The sequence below is a fragment of the Vannielia sp. ABF1_015 genome, assembly GCF_056160745.1.
This window is the reverse complement of record NZ_JBSWXT010000004.1, coordinates 169,560-186,765: the sequence shown is the minus strand read 5'-3', so window position 1 is coordinate 186,765 and position 17,206 is coordinate 169,560. Positions and strand designations below refer to the sequence as shown.

General features: G+C 66.5%; 11 protein-coding genes and 1 pseudogene. 7 read left to right on the top strand and 5 right to left on the bottom strand.

Annotation, left to right across the window (positions count from 1 at the left end; all coding sequences use genetic code 11):
- Positions 1–3: 3 nt before the first annotated feature.
- The 4 genes from ACXAG6_RS20005 to ACXAG6_RS19990 form a co-directional block, all read right to left on the bottom strand.
- On the bottom strand, positions 4–2,559 hold the full coding sequence (locus ACXAG6_RS20005) for an ATP-binding protein (protein ID WP_475339706.1): 2,556 nt from the start codon (positions 2,557–2,559) through the stop codon (positions 4–6).
- 63 nt (positions 2,560–2,622) lie between these two features.
- Positions 2,623–3,129 (bottom strand): putative pterin-binding protein, encoded by a 507-nt coding sequence (locus ACXAG6_RS20000; protein ID WP_475339705.1) that lies wholly within the window; start codon positions 3,127–3,129, stop codon positions 2,623–2,625.
- A 101-nt stretch (positions 3,130–3,230) separates the two neighbouring features.
- Positions 3,231–4,118 (bottom strand): UTP--glucose-1-phosphate uridylyltransferase, encoded by an 888-nt coding sequence (locus tag ACXAG6_RS19995; protein ID WP_475339704.1) that lies wholly within the window; start codon positions 4,116–4,118, stop codon positions 3,231–3,233.
- Positions 4,119–4,159: 41 nt separating this feature from the next.
- Complete coding sequence (locus tag ACXAG6_RS19990; RefSeq protein WP_475339703.1) at positions 4,160–5,539, bottom strand: WecB/TagA/CpsF family glycosyltransferase; 1,380 nt, start codon at positions 5,537–5,539, stop codon at positions 4,160–4,162.
- A gap of 234 nt (positions 5,540–5,773) precedes the next feature.
- Between ACXAG6_RS19990 and ACXAG6_RS19985 the strand changes: the two genes are divergently transcribed.
- From ACXAG6_RS19985 to ACXAG6_RS19960, 6 genes and pseudogenes are all read left to right on the top strand, one after another.
- Positions 5,774–6,391 carry a response regulator transcription factor gene (locus tag ACXAG6_RS19985; RefSeq protein ID WP_213548274.1) on the top strand — a complete coding sequence of 206 codons (618 nt, stop codon included), beginning with the start codon at positions 5,774–5,776 and terminating at the stop codon, positions 6,389–6,391.
- Positions 6,392–6,799: 408 nt separating this feature from the next.
- Positions 6,800–8,251: a GumC domain-containing protein gene (locus ACXAG6_RS19980; RefSeq protein ID WP_475339701.1), complete on the top strand. Its 1,452-nt coding sequence runs from the start codon at positions 6,800–6,802 to the stop codon at positions 8,249–8,251.
- Positions 8,248–9,510 carry an O-antigen ligase family protein gene (locus ACXAG6_RS19975; RefSeq protein ID WP_475339700.1) on the top strand — a complete coding sequence of 421 codons (1,263 nt, stop codon included), beginning with the start codon at positions 8,248–8,250 and terminating at the stop codon, positions 9,508–9,510. Before ACXAG6_RS19980 ends, ACXAG6_RS19975 begins: the two co-directional genes overlap by 4 nt.
- Positions 9,511–9,919: 409 nt before the next feature.
- Positions 9,920–10,150 (top strand): annotated as a pseudogene (locus tag ACXAG6_RS19970) (hypothetical protein); the annotation flags it as partial.
- Between the two features lie 148 nt (positions 10,151–10,298).
- Positions 10,299–11,537: an efflux RND transporter periplasmic adaptor subunit gene (locus ACXAG6_RS19965; RefSeq protein ID WP_475339699.1), complete on the top strand. Its 1,239-nt coding sequence runs from the start codon at positions 10,299–10,301 to the stop codon at positions 11,535–11,537.
- A 3-nt stretch (positions 11,538–11,540) separates the two neighbouring features.
- The gene (locus ACXAG6_RS19960; RefSeq protein ID WP_475339697.1) at positions 11,541–14,651 is read left to right on the top strand and encodes an efflux RND transporter permease subunit; all 3,111 of its coding nucleotides are present in this window, start codon (positions 11,541–11,543) and stop codon (positions 14,649–14,651) included.
- 31 nt (positions 14,652–14,682) lie between these two features.
- Here the strand turns inward: ACXAG6_RS19960 and ACXAG6_RS19955 are convergent, their stop codons facing one another.
- Positions 14,683–15,129 carry a MarR family winged helix-turn-helix transcriptional regulator gene (locus tag ACXAG6_RS19955; RefSeq protein WP_475339696.1) on the bottom strand — a complete coding sequence of 149 codons (447 nt, stop codon included), beginning with the start codon at positions 15,127–15,129 and terminating at the stop codon, positions 14,683–14,685.
- Positions 15,130–15,245: 116 nt separating this feature from the next.
- Between ACXAG6_RS19955 and ACXAG6_RS19950 the strand changes: the two genes are divergently transcribed.
- Positions 15,246–17,138 carry an FAD-dependent monooxygenase gene (locus tag ACXAG6_RS19950; RefSeq protein WP_475339695.1) on the top strand — a complete coding sequence of 631 codons (1,893 nt, stop codon included), beginning with the start codon at positions 15,246–15,248 and terminating at the stop codon, positions 17,136–17,138.
- Positions 17,139–17,206: the final 68 nt, after the last annotated feature.

The window sequence follows — 17,206 nt, the reverse complement described above, 5'->3', positions numbered from 1 at the left end:
TGCCTACTGCGCCGCCGGGCGGGGGGCCTTTCGGCGCTCAGCCACCAGGGCGGCGCGGGTTTGCGCCCAGACCTGCGGCAGGGCGGCGATGCCCGCCTGCATGGCAGCGACCTCCCCGGCCTTTGCGGCATCCTCGATACGCACCAGCGCGGCCCGCAAGGCGACGGCGCCCAGAGTGGCCGAACTACCGGCGATCTTGTGGGTGCGCGCGGCGGTCTCGGCAAGGTCGGCCTCGGCCGAGGTGCCCAGGAAGGTGAGAAGCGCCTCCACTTCGGTGCCGAAGCGGTCGAGCAACCCGGCCAGCGCCTCGACACCGAGGGTCTCGCGCAGCTCGTCGAGATAGCTGCCTGCGACGGCGGGGTTTTGGGGCGCGCGCTCGGGCGTGTCGGCGCCTACATGATCGGCCAGCACACGGTCGAGCGCGGCGCGGGAGAGCGGTTTGGTCACGATGTCGTCCATCCCGTCGGAAAGAAACGCCTCCTGCTCCTCCGCCACCGCATTAGCGGTGAGGGCGATGATCGGCACCCGGGCGCAGGGGCCGTGGCCCGCGCGGATGGCGCGGGTGGCCTCGCGGCCATCCATCACCGGCATGGAGATATCCATCAGGATCAGGTCGAAAGGCTCGGCCCCGGCCCGCTCCACCGCCTCACGTCCGTTCCGGGCGTGGATCACGGTATGGCCTGCGGCCTCCAGCATCTCGCGGGCGACCATGCTGTTGATCTCGTTGTCCTCGACCAGCAGCACCTTGCTGGCGGCGGCCGTGCTGCGCGGCTTTCGTGCCGCCATCTCGGGGTCCGGCGCGGCCACGGGTTCGACCGGTAGCCGGATCAGGAAACTGCTGCCCACGCCTTCCTCGCTCTCCACTTCGATCTCGCCGCCGAGCGCGGTGACGAAGCGCTTGGCAATGCCAAGGCCGAGGCCGGTGCCGCCGACCTCACGGTCATAGGCGGTGTTGCCGGTCAGGAAATCGTCGAAGATATGTGCCTGAAGGGCGGAGCTCATGCCGATGCCGGTGTCGCTGACGGTGATCTGCACCTCGGAGCCAGTTGGGCCTTCCAAATGCTCCGCCTCCACCCTGACCCGCCCGCCGCGGGTGAACTTCACCGCGTTGCCGATCACGTTCATCAACACGTTCTGAAGCCTGTCGCGGTCGGCCCTGATCCAGTCGAGCTGCGGGCCGGACCAGCCCCATTCGAGCGTGGTGTCCTGTGCCAGCGCGGCGCCGCTCTGGTTGTCGACGATGTCCTGCAACAGGGTGGAGAGGTTCATCGCCACGGGCCTTAGCTGGAGTTTGCCCGCGTCGTACTTGGTGATGTCGAGCACGTCGGAGATGTGGCTCATCAGCAGCTTGCCCGAGGTGTCCATGTTCCTGATGTAGCGGGCCTGCCGGGCGTTGAGGGAGGTGTCCTGCAGGAGTTCGAGGTTGCCCAGGAGGCCGTTGAGCGGCGTGCGGATCTCGTGGCTCATGGTGGCGAGGAAATCGGTTTTGGCCTTTTCGCCGGCCAGCGCCCGGTCGCGCGCCTCGACCAGCTCCTTCTCTGCCCGAACCCGGTGCGAGATGTCGCGCAGGAAGGAGATGAAAATGGTGCCCTCGTCGGTTTCGGCGGACTGGATGGCGAACTCGACCGGGAAGACCTCGCCCGACTTGCGCCGCGCCTCCAGCTTGACCCGCCCCTTGCCGACCACACGTTGTTCGCCACCCTCGCGCATCCGTTGCATGCCCGCGTCATGCGCCGCGCGATACTGTTCCGGCACGATCAGGTCGCCCAGGTTGGCCCCCAGCGCCTCGGCGGCCTCGTAGCCGAAGATCTGCTCGGCGGCGGCGTTGAAATCGAGCACGTCACCGGATTTGTCGACCACGATCACGCCATCGAGCGCGGTGGAGGTCACCACGTTCATCCGGCTTGCGCTTTCCAGCACCTCGCGGCGGCGGCGCACGTTCTGGCGGTTGAGGTGGTTGAGGTAGGCGGCGAAGCCGAGCAGCGCGAGCACCAGCACGGTGACGCCCACGGCGAGCTGGGTGAGGGTGACCGCCACGTTGTCGCGCCGCCGGTCGGATTCGACGGCGAAGTAGTTGAGGCCGGAGTTGGCCAGCGCGCGCACGTTGGGGCGGACCGCCTCGGCACGGGCGAGCAGGTCGGGCACGGCGGCGGCCAGCTCGGCATCGGGCGCGTCGATCAGCGGCACGGTGCGGTCGAGGAAGGTTTTCACGATGCGCAGGTTGCGGGAGAACTCCGGCTCCTCGCGCAGGCCGCCGTAGATCGAGCTCTGCTCCAGCGTGGTGATCCGGCTGTAGAAGATGTCGTACTCGCGCCGGAGGGTGCGCAGCTCGTCGGGCTCGGCTCCGGGCAGGGCGGCGAGGTGCATCTGGAACTCGAGGAACTCCACCTCGGCCTGCGACAGGGTCCACTGCACGTTGTCGGAACTGGCCGAGTTGAGCAGCCGCAGATCGCGCGCCACGTTGATCGAGAGGTAGACAAGCGCCGCAATGCAGAGCGCCCCCGCGAGCGCGGAGGCGATGTAACGCGGGTGGCGGCTGCGGCGTGTGTTGCCGGGCATGGGCGGCTCCTCGGTCGGCTCGTCGGTGGTGGGCCCGCGCGGGCGGCGCGGGCCGGGTCAGCCTTAGTCGGTCACGACGATGCGGTCGAGTTGCCAGATGCTCCGCGAGTAGATCACCTCGGTGCGATACTCGGCGTTGGCGTCGTAGGGATAGACGATCCAGAGCGGGCCCTTGTCTCGCACCGACATCTCGGAGCCGTTCATGCGGTAGGCCACGATCGGGCCGCCCTCGACGGCATCGGAGAACGGGATCTCGACGGCGTAGTCGTTGATGGCGGTGGCCCGCAGGGTGCCGCCCTCGATGCCCGCCGCCTCGGCCAACGCCTTCAGCGAGACGCCCTCGAAGGTGTTGGTGCCCTCGGTCCAGATAGTGGTGGTCTCGATGGTCTCGGTGCCGAGCGCCTCGAGCATGGCAAGGTCGAACTGGGCGGTGTCGCCCGCGTTGGTGGTGCCGATCTCGCCGGAGAGGGTGAGAATGACCTCGCCTTCCGGCGCGGCCAGATCCTGCGCGGCGAGCGGCAGGGCGGTGAGCGCGGCAATCGCCAGTGACTGGATGAGTTTGCGCAGCATGTCGGTTGCTCCTTGGTTTCCTCTGGCACTCTATTTCACGAATGCCCGCCCGACCCAAAGGGTCAGGCGGATAGGGACCTATCCTTAGGGATAGGGTCGGCTCAGGCGACTTGGCGCAGGGGCGCGCTGCGCTCGGCGAGAAAGCCGCGAAGCTCGCCCGCTAGTTCGGGACGGTCGAGGGCGAAAGCCGCCGTGGCCTGGACGAAGCCCTGGATCGAGCCGCAGTCGAACCGCTCGCCCTCGAAGGCGTAGCCGTAGACACCCGCCCGGGGCAGGTCGGCGTTGATGGCATCGGTGAGCTGAAGCTCGCCACCAGCACCCGGGCCGAGGGTGTCGAGCTTGTCGAAGATCGAGGGCTCGAGGATGTAGCGGCCGATCACGGCGCTGGTGGAGGGGGCCACCTCGGCGCGGGGCTTCTCGACCATGCCGCGGGCCATCGCGACCCGGCCTTGCCGCTCAGCGACGTCGAGCACGCCATAGGCGGAGACCTTGCTGCGCGGCACGTCCATGGTGGCGACCATGTGGCCTCCGGTGCGGCTGTGAGCCTCGACCATCTGGGCCAGCGCGCCGCGCCGGGCGCGGATCACGTCATCGGGGAGCAGCACGGCGAAGGGTTCGTCGCCCACCAGCTTGCGGGCCAGCCGGACGGCGTGGCCGAGGCCGCGCGGATTGGGCTGGCGGAGGAAGCTGAGCGCGCCTTCCGGCATCCGGGTGCGCTCCAGCGCGGCGAGGGCATCGGCCTTGCCGGCGGCCTCGAGGCGCTGCTCCAGGGCGGCGGCGGTGTCGAAGTAATCCTCCAGCGCGCCCTTGCCGGCGGCGGTGACGAAGATGAACTCCTCGATCCCGGCCTCGCGGGCCTCGTCCACCGCGTATTGGATCAGCGGACGGTCGACCAGCGGCAGCATCTCCTTAGGGATCGACTTGGTGGCGGGCAGAAAGCGGGTGCCCATTCCGGCGACGGGGAAGACGGCTTTGCGAACGTGGGTCATGGCAGGTGTCCTTTCGGAGAGCAGATGGGGGTGGGGTAGGGTCAGTAAGCGCCGCGGCCGCCGAGCACGGCGCCGAAGGTGCGGGCGATGAGGGAGATGTCGAGCAGCAGGGTGCGCGAGGCGGCGTAGGAGAGATCCATCTCGACCATCTTGTCGAAACCGACCGAGGCGCGGCCCGAGACCTGCCAAACCCCGGTGAGGCCGGGCTTGACGGCAAGGCGACCCAGAGCGCGGGGCGGGTAGGCGGCCACTTCGGTCGGCAGGGCAGGGCGCGGGCCAACGATGGCCATCTCGCCCTTCAGCACGTTGAGGATCTGCGGCAATTCGTCGATCGAGAAGCGGCGGATGAAGCGGCCCACCCGGGTGATGCGCGGATCGGCCTTGGATTTGAAGCAGACGCCTTCACGGTCGGAGGTGGCGAGCAGCGCGGCGCGGCGGGCTTCGGCATCGACGCCCATCGAGCGGAACTTCAGCATGGTGAAGAGGCGGCCCTTATGGCCCACGCGGGTCTGCCGGAAGAACACGGGCCCCCGGCTGTCGGCCTTGATCGCGGCGGCGGTGAGCAGCAGCAGCGGGGAGAGCAGCACCAGCGCGGTGAGCGAGAGGGTCACGTCGAGAAACCGGCGCTGCACGGCGGCAAAGCTCTCCGGGCCCCAGGCCTTAAGGGCAGCGTGGGCGAGGAAGCTGAGGTTGCCTGCCAGGTAGCGCTTGGCAAGGCGGCGCGGCTCCTGCGCCAGCCGCCAGACCCATTCGGCCCGGGCACTGCGCACCCAATCGGGCGCACGGACAACGTTGCCTGCGAGAAAGTCGAAGAGCGCGCCGACCGCGAGGGTCAGGTCGGCATTCAGCCGCCATGCATGGCGGTGCAGCCAGAGCTCCTGCATGGGCACGCCGAGGGCGACCAGCACGATGTCTGCGCCGCTTTCATTGATGTCCTCCACGACGGCATCCGTATCGGCGGCGCCGTCGTAGCCGTCGCGGGTGCCGGCGATGGTTAGCGCGGGGATGCTCGCCTGGAGGGCGGCGGCGGCGGCCCGAGCGGTGCCGGGTTTGCCGCCGAAGAGATAGACCGACTTGCCCTGCGTCGCGGCCTGTTCCAGCAGTGCTGGCACGAGGTCGGTTCCATTGAGGTTGGCGGTGAGGCGCTGGCGGGTCATCTTCCCCGCTAGCTCCACGCCGATCCCGTCGGGCAGCAGCACGTCGGCCCCGGCCACCGCCTCGCGGTAGGCCCGGTTGCGGCGTCGGATGTTGCAGCAATGCGCATTCATGAAGAAGGCGCGGCGGCGGCCCGGGGCGAGCAGCGTGGCGATTGTCTGCGCGGCGGTGGCATCGACCAGGTCGAGCCCCAGCGCGGGCAGGTTTGCGGTGGGCAAAGCCGGGGTGACGGCTGTGTGGGGTGCGTTGAACGTGGCGGCTTTCATCGGGCAAATCCTTCTGGGTTCAGGAACTTGCCCTCTCATGCCCGCTGCCCCCGCCCCGGCTCAACGGAGCGGGAGGAGAGGTGCGCGGCGCGTTGGTTAACCGGTTATTACCAGCGGCGCGGAAACCTATCCGAAGGAGATAGTGGCTGGCCGATTTCTCCGTGCCTTTCGGTCCGCCCGCGGGTTAGATATGAGAGACAGCGTTCTACCAGTGCGGATACCCAGGAGCCTACGATGCGCGTTCTGATTGCCGATGACCATGACCTGCTGCGCGACACTCTCGTGATGTTCCTGCAGAGCCAGGGCGATATCGAGACCGAAACCGCGCCCGACCTGCCCGCGGCCCACAAGCTGATCGAGGGTGCCGATACGCCCTTCGACCTCGTGCTGCTCGACCTGAACATGCCGGGGATGAATGGCCTCGACGGGCTGAAGGCGACGATGGCGCTGGGCGCGGGTCAGCGGGTGGCGCTGCTCTCGGGCGAGGCCACCAAGGAGATCGCCGAGAAGGCGCTGGAGGCCGGCGCGGCGGGCTTCGTGCCCAAGACCCTGCCGGCGAAGTCCATGATCAACGCGGTGAAGTTCATGGCGATGGGCGAGCAATACGCCCCCATCGACTTCATGACCGCCGCCGACGAGACCCCCACCCACCCGATGGCCGAAAAGTTGACGCCCCGCGAGTTGCAGGTGCTTAAGGGGCTGACTGAGGGCAAATCCAACAAGGAAATCGCTCGCGACCTCGACATCACCGAGCCGACGATCAAGCTGCACATGAAGACGCTCTACCGGAAGGTGGGGGCGTCGAACCGGACCCAGGCGGCGCTGATGGCCCGGGAGGCGGGGTTGTTTTGAGGGGGGAGGCTGCGGAGGTCCGCTTCGAGCCCATCGCTTCCCTTGCCGCTTCTTCCCCCGCGCGGAATCAAGGCGAAGCCGCCGCGCATCGCCGGGCCGCCCCCCGGCACGGCGATACATCGAAGGCGGCGCAAGGCTCGGGCCTCACAGGCAAATGACAACGATAAACTGCGCCGCACCATCGGCGGATCGCCGCACCGCGGCCCGTCGACGCGCGGCTCATCGCAAGGGCAGCTTTGTCCCGCAAAGCCGCCATTCTGAGAATACGGCCAACCCTGAGCCCGTCCTACTGCCGCCAACCTACCCCATCGGATAGCCCAAACGCCCTGATGCCCCTCGCACCTCCCCTGCCGCGCAGCGGCACGGCGCAGCCTCTCCCTCTATGGTCCGCCCTGAAGGAGACGCCCGATGACCCTGCAAGACACGTTCCCCACCACCAAACCCGCACGCAAGCGCCGCCTGACCGGCAAGCGCATCCTCTTGGGCGGGCGCATTGGCGACCTTGGGCGGTTTCCGCGCTACCTGGCCTTCGCACTCCTCGGCGGGGCGGCGATCTGGGCGCCGATCACGGGGTATCTGAAGACCGCGCCGCTCAGCTTTCGGTCCACGGCCTCGCTGATCCTGCCCGGCTCGGGCGCCTCGGCCTCGATGAACCTCAACGGGATCGGGCAGGCCTCGTCCTATGCCAACTCCGCCTTTGCCAGCAACGCGGTGAGCCCGACCGAGACCTACAAGCGCTTGATCGGGGCCGACCGGATCGTGGATGCCGCCGCGGGCGCGATGGGGATGACGCGCCGCGAGTTCGGCGCGCCGCGGATCAACCTCGTCGACCAGACCAGCCTGATCCACGTCGAGATGGCCGGCGGCAGCCCGGAAACAGCGCAGGCGCGCGGCGATGCGCTGATCGCAGCCTTCTTCGCTGAGATCGACGCGCTGCGCGCCGATGAGATGGCCACGCGCGAAGACAGCGGCCTTGCCGCGATCTCCGAATATCGAAGCTCAGTGGCCGCGACCCGTGAGGACATCGCCGCGCTGCAAGACGAAACCGGTCTCATTTCGCCCGGCCAATATGACGCGATGGTAGAGGAAACCCGCCAGTTGCAGACCCGGGTGCGTGACGTGGAGGCCACGTTGAGCGAGAAGATCCAGAGCGTGACCGCGCTCGAAGCCACGCTGGGTGTGCCCGCAAGCGCCGCCGCGGCAACGCTGAAGCTCTACGCCGATGCCGAGTTTACCGCGCTCACCGAAGAGGCCGCCACCCATGCAGCGGCGCTGGCCGAGGCACGCTCGGCCTACGGCGAGGGTCACCCCAAGGTGCAAGTGGCCCGTGCGGCCCATGCCTCGGCGCGGGGTGCGATTCTGGCCCGTGCGATTGCTGTGACCGGGCTGGGTGAGGCCGATCTGGCGGCTCTCGACCTCGCGCCCGACGGCGCCCGCGCCGAGCTGCTGGCGCAGCTGGTGCGGATGGAGGCGGAGCGCGCGGGCGTGGCCCGGCAGCACGAGACGCTCTCGGCGCGGCTCGAGAGCGAGCTGGCCGAGCAGAAGCGGCTGGCCGCCCCTGCCGCCCGGTTGCAGGACCTGCAGCGTGACTTCACCGTGGCAGAGGCGGTCTTTGCCAGCGCCATCGCCAAGGCTCAGTCGACCAAGTCTGACGTTTACGCCTCCTACCCGCTGGTGCAGGTGCTGGAGAACCCTTCGCTGCCCGAGACCCCCTCATCCCCCAACCGCAAGCTGGCTCTGGCCGCAGGGGTTGCGGCGACCTTCATGATGCTGCTGGGCCTGCTGCTCGGCTGGATGCGCGGGGCCCTGATCGGCCGCCTGTTGGCGCGGCCCGAACCCGACCTGGATGTGCGCGCATGACCGGGCTCACCGGCCCCGAGCGCATGGTCTACAAGACGCTGATTTGGACCTGGCCGTTCTATGCGGTGGGTGCACTCTATGTGGTCGGGCCGGTGCTGGCCTGGCTGCTCGGCGGGTTGGCAGCGCTGGCGCTCTATCTCGGGCCGGCAATGCGTGCCGATTTGCGCCCGACCGGGCCGGTGCCTGCCCTTGTCTGGGCGTGGTTCATCGGCATGGCGGTGATGCTGGTGGCGCTCTGGATTGGCCACCTCGACTGGGGCCTTGGTCTGAAGCAAACGATCAAGAGCTCCATCGGCTGGGCCAAAGGCTGGGCGTTGCTGGCGCTGTTTCCGCTGGCCGGGGCGGTGCTGCAAATTCGCCGCGAGGTGCTGATCCGGGGGCAATGCGTGGTCGGGCTCTGGACCCTCGCGCTCGCGCCGGTGCTGCTGGCCGCCCCCTACATCGGCCTGCCCGAGCGCATCTTCACTTCGCCGCTCAAGGCCATCGGCGGGCCGGGACCGGAATATTTCAGCGTGTACTTCTTCACATGGGATCCGGCGAGTTGGACCCCGCGCTGGCAGTTCTACGCGCCTTGGTCACCCTTCGCAGCGCTGCTCGGGGTTATCATGGTGCTTTTTGCCCTCGAAGAGAAAGACCGCCGCTGGATGGCGGCGGGCGTGGCGGCGGGGGTGCTGATGATCCTCGCCTCCAAGTCCCGGATGGGGCTGGTGGGGCTGGTGGCCTGCACCGTGGCCCCGCGGATGCTGCCACTGATCCTGCGCGGCTGGGCGTGGCAGGTCACGGCGGCGCTGACCGCTTCGCTGGCAGTCGTCGGCACCACCCTGATGACGCTGGCGGCCGATGCCGTCTCGGCCTTCAAAGGCGCGCGGGCCGACAGCACGCGGGTGCGCGAAACCCTCCAGCGTATCGCCCGCGAACGCTGGGAGAACGAAGCTCCCTGGTTCGGGCACGGCACGGTGCATCCCGGCTCTCACGCGGTGGAATACATGCCGATCGGCAGCCACCACACCTGGTTCGGGCTGCTCTTCGTGAAGGGGCTGGTCGGGTTCTTCGCGCTGCTGGTGCCGCTCGCGTGGCACGTGGGTTTCGCGCTCATCGACGCCGCGCGCCATCCGCGCGGGAGGCTGCCGCTTGGTATCCTGATGACGATGGTGCTGCTCTCGTTTGGCGAGAACATCGAGATCGAAGCCTATATGCTTTGGCCGGGCCTCGTGCTGCTGGGGGTGCATCTACGCGAAGTCATCAACGCCCGCGCTTAGTTTCGCTAAATGATTGCCCTGGCAGCGTGCGTTTAACTCTTGGCACTGCTAGCGCCTTTGCGCTGCCGGTGTTTCGTGCATGCCAGATTTATAACGCTCGCCGAGGCACGAATGCAGGCAGACTCGAAATAGGGATGATTCCGCTTTTGATCCGTTCCGCTACCTGTCGCGTTTCAATCGGCTGAGCGTCGAACCTTGACCTTCCCAAATGACAATGACGACTTAAGGTTGAGATAAGGTTCGACGTCAGGCCCATCCTCTCCGCCACCTGACTTCGGGTAGCCTTTTATATTACTTTAAATCGGTGGCTTAGGGCATTGGCTTCAGCGCGGACGCACTCCGCGAGGCTTTGTCGCGCAAATCCCGTGACGGGATTCATCTGGTGAATTCCGTGTGTTGGGTGGCCTGTATGAGCAGACCACCACCGCCGACTTAGAAGGCCAGAAGCTGGCCAGCCTATAATGAAGCGCCCAAGCGCCGGGGCTCGCTGACGATCTATTGGCCAGTCGGCGATTGTTTGCAATTGCCGACTGGCTGGTTTGACCCCGCGATGAGCCGGGATGCCGCGCCGTCAGGCCGGCGTGGCCGCCAGCAGGGCTTCAGGGATGCCGCCATTCAGACGTATCCTTTGATGATGGTCGCCTCCGCCGCCTAGGCAGGGCACCAGGCCGTGGCTGCTCTGAAACCACATTTCTGCGCCCCCGCATTTGCGTTTTTGCGCAACGGAATCCGGGGGTGTGTGCGTTAGACCCGCAAAGATGTCCCTCTGATCCACAGGCTGATTCTCCATGTCCCTCCCCGCCGTGCTTGTCGCCGCCCTTCTTGTCATCGGGCTTGCCCCGGTTTCGCCAGCGCTGGCGCAACCTGTTCCCGGCGGGGCGCGCGGCCCCACAGAGGTTGGGGTGGTGGAGCTGGAGCTTTCGACGGTTCCGTATTCCGTCACCCTGCCGGGCCGCGCGGTGGCCGCCGCGCAAACCGATATTCGCCCGCGGGTGGGGGGCATGGTGAAGGAAATCGTCTATCGGCCCGGCCAGCGGGTGAAGGCGGGAGATGTGCTTTATCGGCTGGAGCCGGACACCTTTGAGGCCGCCTATGCGGCCGCGCAGGCCGAACTGGACGGGGCGAAGGCCGGGGTGAGCACGGCGCAGGCAACGGTGGATCGCTATGCCCGGCTGGAGGGCACGGGCGTGACCACCTCCGATTTGCAAACCGCACAATCCGCTCTGGCGCAGGCCGAAGCCACGCTGGCCAGTGCCGAGGCCGCCGTGCAAACCGCGCGGCTGGACCTGGACCGGGTGGAAATTCGCAGCCCGATTGACGGGTTCGCGGATGTCAGCACGGTTTCGGTGGGCGCCATCGTAACCGCAAATCAGACCGATGCGCTCACCACCGTGACGGCGATGGACCCGATCAACGTGGATGTTGCAGAGAGCTCCGCTCGAATCTTGCGGGTGCGCTCGCAGATCGACAGCGGCGCATTGCAGCCCGGGGAGCGGCTGGAAGTGGTGCTGACGCTGGAAAACGGCGAAACCTACGCAAGCCCCGGCACGCTCGTTACCCCCGGGCAGCAGGTGTCGACCACCACGGGCAGCGTTGATCTGCGCTTTGAGTTCGACAATCCAAACAGGATGATCCTTCCCGGCCAGTTCCTGCGGGTGGCGGTTGTGGTTGGTCAGCAAAAGGCCGTGCTGGTTCCGCAGCGCGGCACCGAGCGGCAGGCCGATGGCACGCTGACGGCCTTCATCCTGCGTGACGGCAAGGCACATCAGGTGACGCTCACCTATTCGGGCACCCATGAGAACGCATGGATCACCACAGAGGGGGTGGCTGCCGGGGATTTGCTGATCGTCGACGGGCTGAACAACCTCACAGATGGCGCGGAGGTGGTGCCGGTGCCGGTCACGATCAACGCGGAGGGCGTGGTGGAGGATGTCACCGACAGTGACGCCGACGAAGCTGACACCACCGATGAGGGCGATGCCGGCGATGACGCCGGCGCGACCGAAGCCGCCGGCACGGAAGACTGACCCATGGCGCAGTTTTTCATCCACCGCCCCATCTTCGCTTGGGTTCTGGCCATCGTAACGATGCTGGCCGGTGTCTTTGCCTTTACCCAGCTGCCGGTCTCGCAATATCCCGACATTGCCCCAACCACGATCCGGGTGAGCGCCAGCTACTCGGGTGCCACGGCCACGGCGGTGGAAAACTCGGTGACATCGGTGATCGAGGATTCCATGACCGGGCTCGACGGCGTGCTTTACATGGAGAGCACATCGCGCGAGGGCTCCTCTTCGATTTCGCTGACCTTCGATGAAAGCATCGACCCGGTGGATGCGCAGAACAATGTGCAATCCAAGGTCAGCCAGGTTGAAGGGCGGTTGCCCGATGCGGTGCAATCCTCGGGCGTGAGCGTCTCGCGCTCCACCTCCTCGATCCTGATGGTCGGGGCTATCGTCTCTGCCGATGGGCGGTATTCGACCATCGAGTTGGGTGATATTCTCGACAATCAGATCTCCGGCCCGGTGCAGCGCACCGAGGGCGTGGGCGGGATCAACCTTTTTGGCTCGGGCTATGCGCTGCGGGTCTGGCTCGATCCGCTTTCGCTTTATGAATACCAGCTCACGCCCGCCGATGTGACTTCTGCCATCCAGGCGCAAAACACCACGGTTTCGGTGGGCTCGCTGGGCGATATGCCGGTGGTCACCGGACAGCAGTTTACCGCAACCATCACCGCGCAGAGCCAGCTGACCGGCGTGGAGGAGTTCGAGAACATTCTGCTGAAGTCCGAGGAGGGCGGTGCGCAGGTGTTGCTTGGCAACGTGGCGAAGATCGAGATCGGGCAAGAGAGTTACGGCGGCGACTCCCGGTTTGACGGGGCGAACGCGGCGGGCTTCGGGATCAACCTCGCCACCGGGGCCAACGCGGTGGACACCGCAGAAGCGGTGCGCGCCACGCTGGATGAGCTGGCCGCCTCGCTGCCCGAGGGGCTGACGGTGGAATACGCCTATGACACCTCGCCCTTCGTCGAGCTTTCGATCGAGAAGGTCTATCACACGCTAATCGAGGCGGTGGTTTTGGTGTTCTTCGTCATCCTGATCTTCCTGCAGAATTGGCGGGCCACGCTCATCCCGATCATCGCGGTGCCGGTGGTGCTGGCGGGCACCTTCGCGGTGCTGGCGGCGTTGGGCTATTCGATCAACACGCTGACGATGTTTGCCATGGTGCTGGCAATCGGCCTGCTGGTGGATGATGCGATTGTGGTGGTCGAAAACGTCGAGCGGGTGATGGAGGACGACGGGCTGGAGCCCTTGCCCGCCACCGAGAAGGGCATGGGCCAGATCACCGGCGCCGTTATCGGCATTGCGCTTGTGCTCTCGGCGGTGTTTCTGCCGATGGCCTTTTTCGGCGGTTCGACCGGGGTGATCTACCGGCAGTTCTCGGTCACCATCATTTCGGCCATGGTGCTTTCGGCGCTGGTGGCGCTCATTCTCACCCCGGCGCTCACCGCTTCGATGCTGCGCCGCAGTGGCCATGAGGTGCGCTTTGCTCCGGCGCGGGCCTTCAACAGGGGCTTTGCGCGGCTGACCTCGGGCTACGCCGGATCGGTCGGGCGGATTGCGCGCAAGCCGCTGATCGCCGTGGGGCTGATTGCTGCGCTCGTGCTCGGGGCAGGGGCCACCTACTCGCGGTTGCCGTCCTCCTTCCTACCGACGGAGGACCAGGGCGTGCTGATGGCGATGATCAACCTCACCGAGGGCACCACTACGGCGCAGACGGCGCAAGTGGTGGATGAGATCGAGGCCTATTTGCAGGCCGAAGAATCCGAGGCGGTGGAGAGCACATTTGCCACGCTCGGCTTTGGCTTCTCCGGCTCGGGGCAGAATGCGGCCATGGTGTTCATCAAGCTGCGCAGCTTTGAGGAGCGCACGGATGACAGCCTGTCGGCGGCTTCCGTTGCCGCGCGGGCAACGGTGCAGTTTGGCAACCTGCGGGCCGGGCGGGTGATGTTCATGCAGCCCCCGGCGATTCCGGGCCTTGGCAATACCTCCGGATTTTCGATGTATCTCATGGACTACGCCAACAATGGCACCGAGGCCCTGCGTGCCGCCGCCTCGCAGTTGGAATCCACGGCCGAGGCCGACACGCGCCTTGCCAGCGTCCGGGCGAGCGGGATCGAAAGCGAGGCGGTGCTGCGCATCGACATCGACCAGCAGAAGGCCGAGAGCTTTGGCGTCAGCGTTAGCAGCGTCAACGCCATCCTCTCGACCATCTTCGCCGGGTCCGATGTGAATGACTTCGATATGAACGGCTCGCTGCGCCCGGTGATCGTGCAGGCCGCCGCTGAATACCGGATGCAGCCGGAAGACATCGAATCCTGGTATGCGGTCAACAGCAGCGGCGAGATGGTCAGCTTTGCCGCCTTCATGGAAACCCGCTGGATCTCCTCCACGCCGTCACTGGCGCGGATCGACGGGGTCAGTGCGATTTCGGTGTCGGGTAGCCCCGCGCAGGGCGTGTCATCGGGCGATGCGATGGATGCGATCACCGAGTTGGCCGGTGAGCTGGATGGGGGCTATGGCGTGGCCTGGACAGGGCTTTCGTTTCAGGAGCAGCAATCGGGCAGCCAGGCCCCCTACCTTTATGCGCTCTCGGCGTTGGTCGTGTTCCTGTCGCTCGCGGCGCTTTATGAGAGCTGGTCGATTCCCTTCGCGGTGATGCTTTCGGTGCCGGTCGGCGTGGCGGGGGCCTTCGCCTTTGCGCTGCTCTTCGGGCAGTCCAATGATGTGTATTTCAAGGTCGGGATCCTGACGTCCATCGGGCTTGCGGCAAAGAACGCTATCCTGATCGTCGAGTTCGCCCGGGATCTGGAGGCGCAGGGCCGCTCTGCCATCGACGCGGCGATCGAGGCGGCAAGGATGCGGCTGCGGCCGATCCTGATGACCTCCTTCGCCTTCATGATGGGGGTGTTGCCGCTGGCGCTGGCCACTGGCGCGGGGGCACAGGCACAAAACGCCATTGGCATCGCGGTGCTGGGCGGCATGGCGGCGGCCACCTTCATCGGCATCTTCATCGTTCCGGCTTGTTTTGTGCTGGTGCGCAAGCTCTCGCGCAAGCCGGTTGCCGGGACTGCGCAAGACTGAGGGCAGGGGGGTGAACCCGCTGTGAGCGGCGTCAGCCGGCCTGCGGCGGGAGCGCCATGGCCGGGCCTATGGCCTTGCGGGCGAGGCGCAGGAAGGCCTCGCGCTCACCATCGTCGAGCTCTGCCAGAAGCTCCTCTTGCAGGGCGGTCACGATGGGCAGGATCTCTTCAAAGGCGGCGCGGCCTGCTTTGGTGGCCCGCACCTCCCGCGCGCGTCGGTCGCGCGGGCTGACCTGCCGGGAGACATAGCCCTTCTGCTCCAACCGGTCGATCACCCCGCCGATGGTGGCGCGGTCGTAGGCGATGGCAGCGGCCACCCCGGCCTGATCAATCCCCGGATAGCTCAGGATCGCATCCAGCGCCGCAAACTGCACGGGCGTAACATCAAACCCCGCCTCCTGAATGCGGGTGGAGAACACATGGGTGGACATCTGGTTGAGCCGCCGGATCAGGTGTCCGGCCATGACGAGCGCTTTCATTCCGCCTCCCTCGCGGTGCCGATGACTGGCAATTAATATGTATACATATTTTTCTTGACCGTAAATGATAAGTGTAGTTATCAATTGCCCGTCAGCAGGCCGGAGGAGGGCAAGTGATGCAGTATTACCTCGATGGATTTCGTGGCGGAGACCCCGACCTGGGCAATGCCGCGCCCAACCGGCGGGCGCGAGGGGGCTTTGCGCCGCTGCCCGACAAGGTCGATGTGCTGATCGCCGGATGCGGCCCCGCCGGGCTTTGCCTTGCGGCCCAGCTTGCGCAGTTTCCGCAGATCGACACGATGATCGTGGAGCCCAAGCCCGGCCCGATCGAGAAGGGGCAGGCCGACGGGGTGAACACCCGCACGATGGAGATGTTTCAGGCCTTCGGCTTTGGCGAGAAGGTCAAGCGCGAGAGTTACTGGGTAAACCAAACGGCCTTCTGGTCGCCCGACCCGGCCAACCCCGCCCATATCCGCCGCATCGGGCGGGTGCAGGATGTGCCCGAGGGCAGCTCCGAAATGCCCCACACCCTGCTCAACCAGGCCCGGGTGCATGAGCTGTTCCTTGATGTGATGCGCAAGTCGCCCGCGCGACTGGAGCCGGATTACTCGTGGTCGGTGCAGGATGTGCAGGTGGACCGGGAGGCCACCGACCATCCGGTAACCGTGACGCTGAAGAACACCGGGATCAACGCGGGCGAGGTCCACGTGGTGCGGGCCAACTACGTTGTCGGCTGCGATGGTGCCCGCTCCAACGTGCGCCGCGCTATCGGCGGCAAGCTGCATGGCGACGCGGCGCATCAGGCCTGGGGCGTGATGGATATTCTTGCCAACACCGACTTTCCCGATGTGCGCCAGAAGTGCCTGATCACCTCGGCCAGCGAGGGCAACACGCTTATCTTGCCGCGCGAGGGCGGCTACCTTTTTCGCATGTATGTCGAACTCGACAAGCTGAACCCCGATGAGCGGGTGGCGCAGCGCAATTTCACCGCCGATCACCTGATCGCCGCCGCCAACCGCATCATGGCGCCCTACAGCATCGACGTAAAAGAGGTGGTCTGGTGGTCGATCTACGAAATCGGCCACCGGCTGACCGACCGGTTCGATGACGCGAGCGAGGGCCACGGCCCCCGCGTGTTTACCGCTGGCGATGCCTGCCACACCCACAGCCCCAAAGCCGGGCAGGGGATGAACGTGTCGATGCAAGACAGCTTCAACCTAGGCTGGAAGCTAGCCCATGTGCTCACCGGGCGGGCCGGGCCGGAGCTGTTGCGCAGCTATTCCGCCGAGCGCCGCGCCGAGGCCAAGCGGCTGATCGACACCGATCACGAATGGTCGCGCATCATGTCGGCCCCGCCTGGCGAATCCAAGCTGGACGGGGGCGACATGCCGCGCTTTCAGAAGGCCTTTATCGAGAACCTCATGTTCACCGGCGGGCTTGCGGTGAAGTACGATCCTTCCCGCCTCACTGCCGAACCGGAGCATCAGGCCCTTGCGCCCGGTTTCGAGATCGGCCGCCGGTTTCACTCCGCGCCGGTGGTGCGGGTGGCCGATGCGATGCAGATGCACCTTGGGCATGTGGCCGAAGCCGATGGGCGCTGGCGGATCTACGCGTTTGCGGGGCAAGACCCGCGCGGCCTTTACGATCTGGCGGAGTGGCTGGGCACGGCAAACACCAGCCCGGTCCTGCGCCACACCCGCGAGGGCGAAGACATCGACGCGGTGATCGACCTGCGCGGCGTGCTGCAAGGCATCTTCGATACGGTCGCCTACGACGCCGCCCCCGCGATGTTGAAGCCGGTGAAGGGGCCGCTTGGCTTGCAGGATCACGAAAAGCTCTTCTGCGTGGATCACAAGGGCGCAGGCGATATCTTCGAGATGCGCGGGCTGGACCGGGCGCGGGGCTGCATGGTGGTGGTGCGCCCCGATCAATACGTCGCTCATGTGCTGCCGCTCGACGCCCGCGCCGAGCTTGCCGCCTTCTTCGAGGGCGTGTTGCTGCCCGCCTGAGCGCTTGACGCTGGGCCTCGATCGACCATAACGCAGGGCAACCCACGCGCCCACGCGCCCTTTCTGCC

What these genes read in the sequence shown, in the direction of transcription:
- ACXAG6_RS19975 (WP_475339700.1), top strand. Translation starts at nt 8,248, where the DNA reads ATGACCGGGCTCACCGGCCCCGAGCGCATGGTCTACAAGACGCTGATT.
- ACXAG6_RS19995 (WP_475339704.1), bottom strand. Translation starts at nt 4,118, where the DNA reads ATGACCCACGTTCGCAAAGCCGTCTTCCCCGTCGCCGGAATGGGCACC.
- ACXAG6_RS19990 (WP_475339703.1), bottom strand. Translation starts at nt 5,539, where the DNA reads ATGAAAGCCGCCACGTTCAACGCACCCCACACAGCCGTCACCCCGGCT.
- ACXAG6_RS19965 (WP_475339699.1), top strand. Translation starts at nt 10,299, where the DNA reads ATGTCCCTCCCCGCCGTGCTTGTCGCCGCCCTTCTTGTCATCGGGCTT.
- ACXAG6_RS19985 (WP_213548274.1), top strand. Translation starts at nt 5,774, where the DNA reads ATGCGCGTTCTGATTGCCGATGACCATGACCTGCTGCGCGACACTCTC.
- ACXAG6_RS19980 (WP_475339701.1), top strand. Translation starts at nt 6,800, where the DNA reads ATGACCCTGCAAGACACGTTCCCCACCACCAAACCCGCACGCAAGCGC.
- ACXAG6_RS20005 (WP_475339706.1), bottom strand. Translation starts at nt 2,559, where the DNA reads ATGCCCGGCAACACACGCCGCAGCCGCCACCCGCGTTACATCGCCTCC.
- ACXAG6_RS20000 (WP_475339705.1), bottom strand. Translation starts at nt 3,129, where the DNA reads ATGCTGCGCAAACTCATCCAGTCACTGGCGATTGCCGCGCTCACCGCC.
- ACXAG6_RS19955 (WP_475339696.1), bottom strand. Translation starts at nt 15,129, where the DNA reads ATGAAAGCGCTCGTCATGGCCGGACACCTGATCCGGCGGCTCAACCAG.
- ACXAG6_RS19950 (WP_475339695.1), top strand. Translation starts at nt 15,246, where the DNA reads ATGCAGTATTACCTCGATGGATTTCGTGGCGGAGACCCCGACCTGGGC.
- ACXAG6_RS19960 (WP_475339697.1), top strand. Translation starts at nt 11,541, where the DNA reads ATGGCGCAGTTTTTCATCCACCGCCCCATCTTCGCTTGGGTTCTGGCC.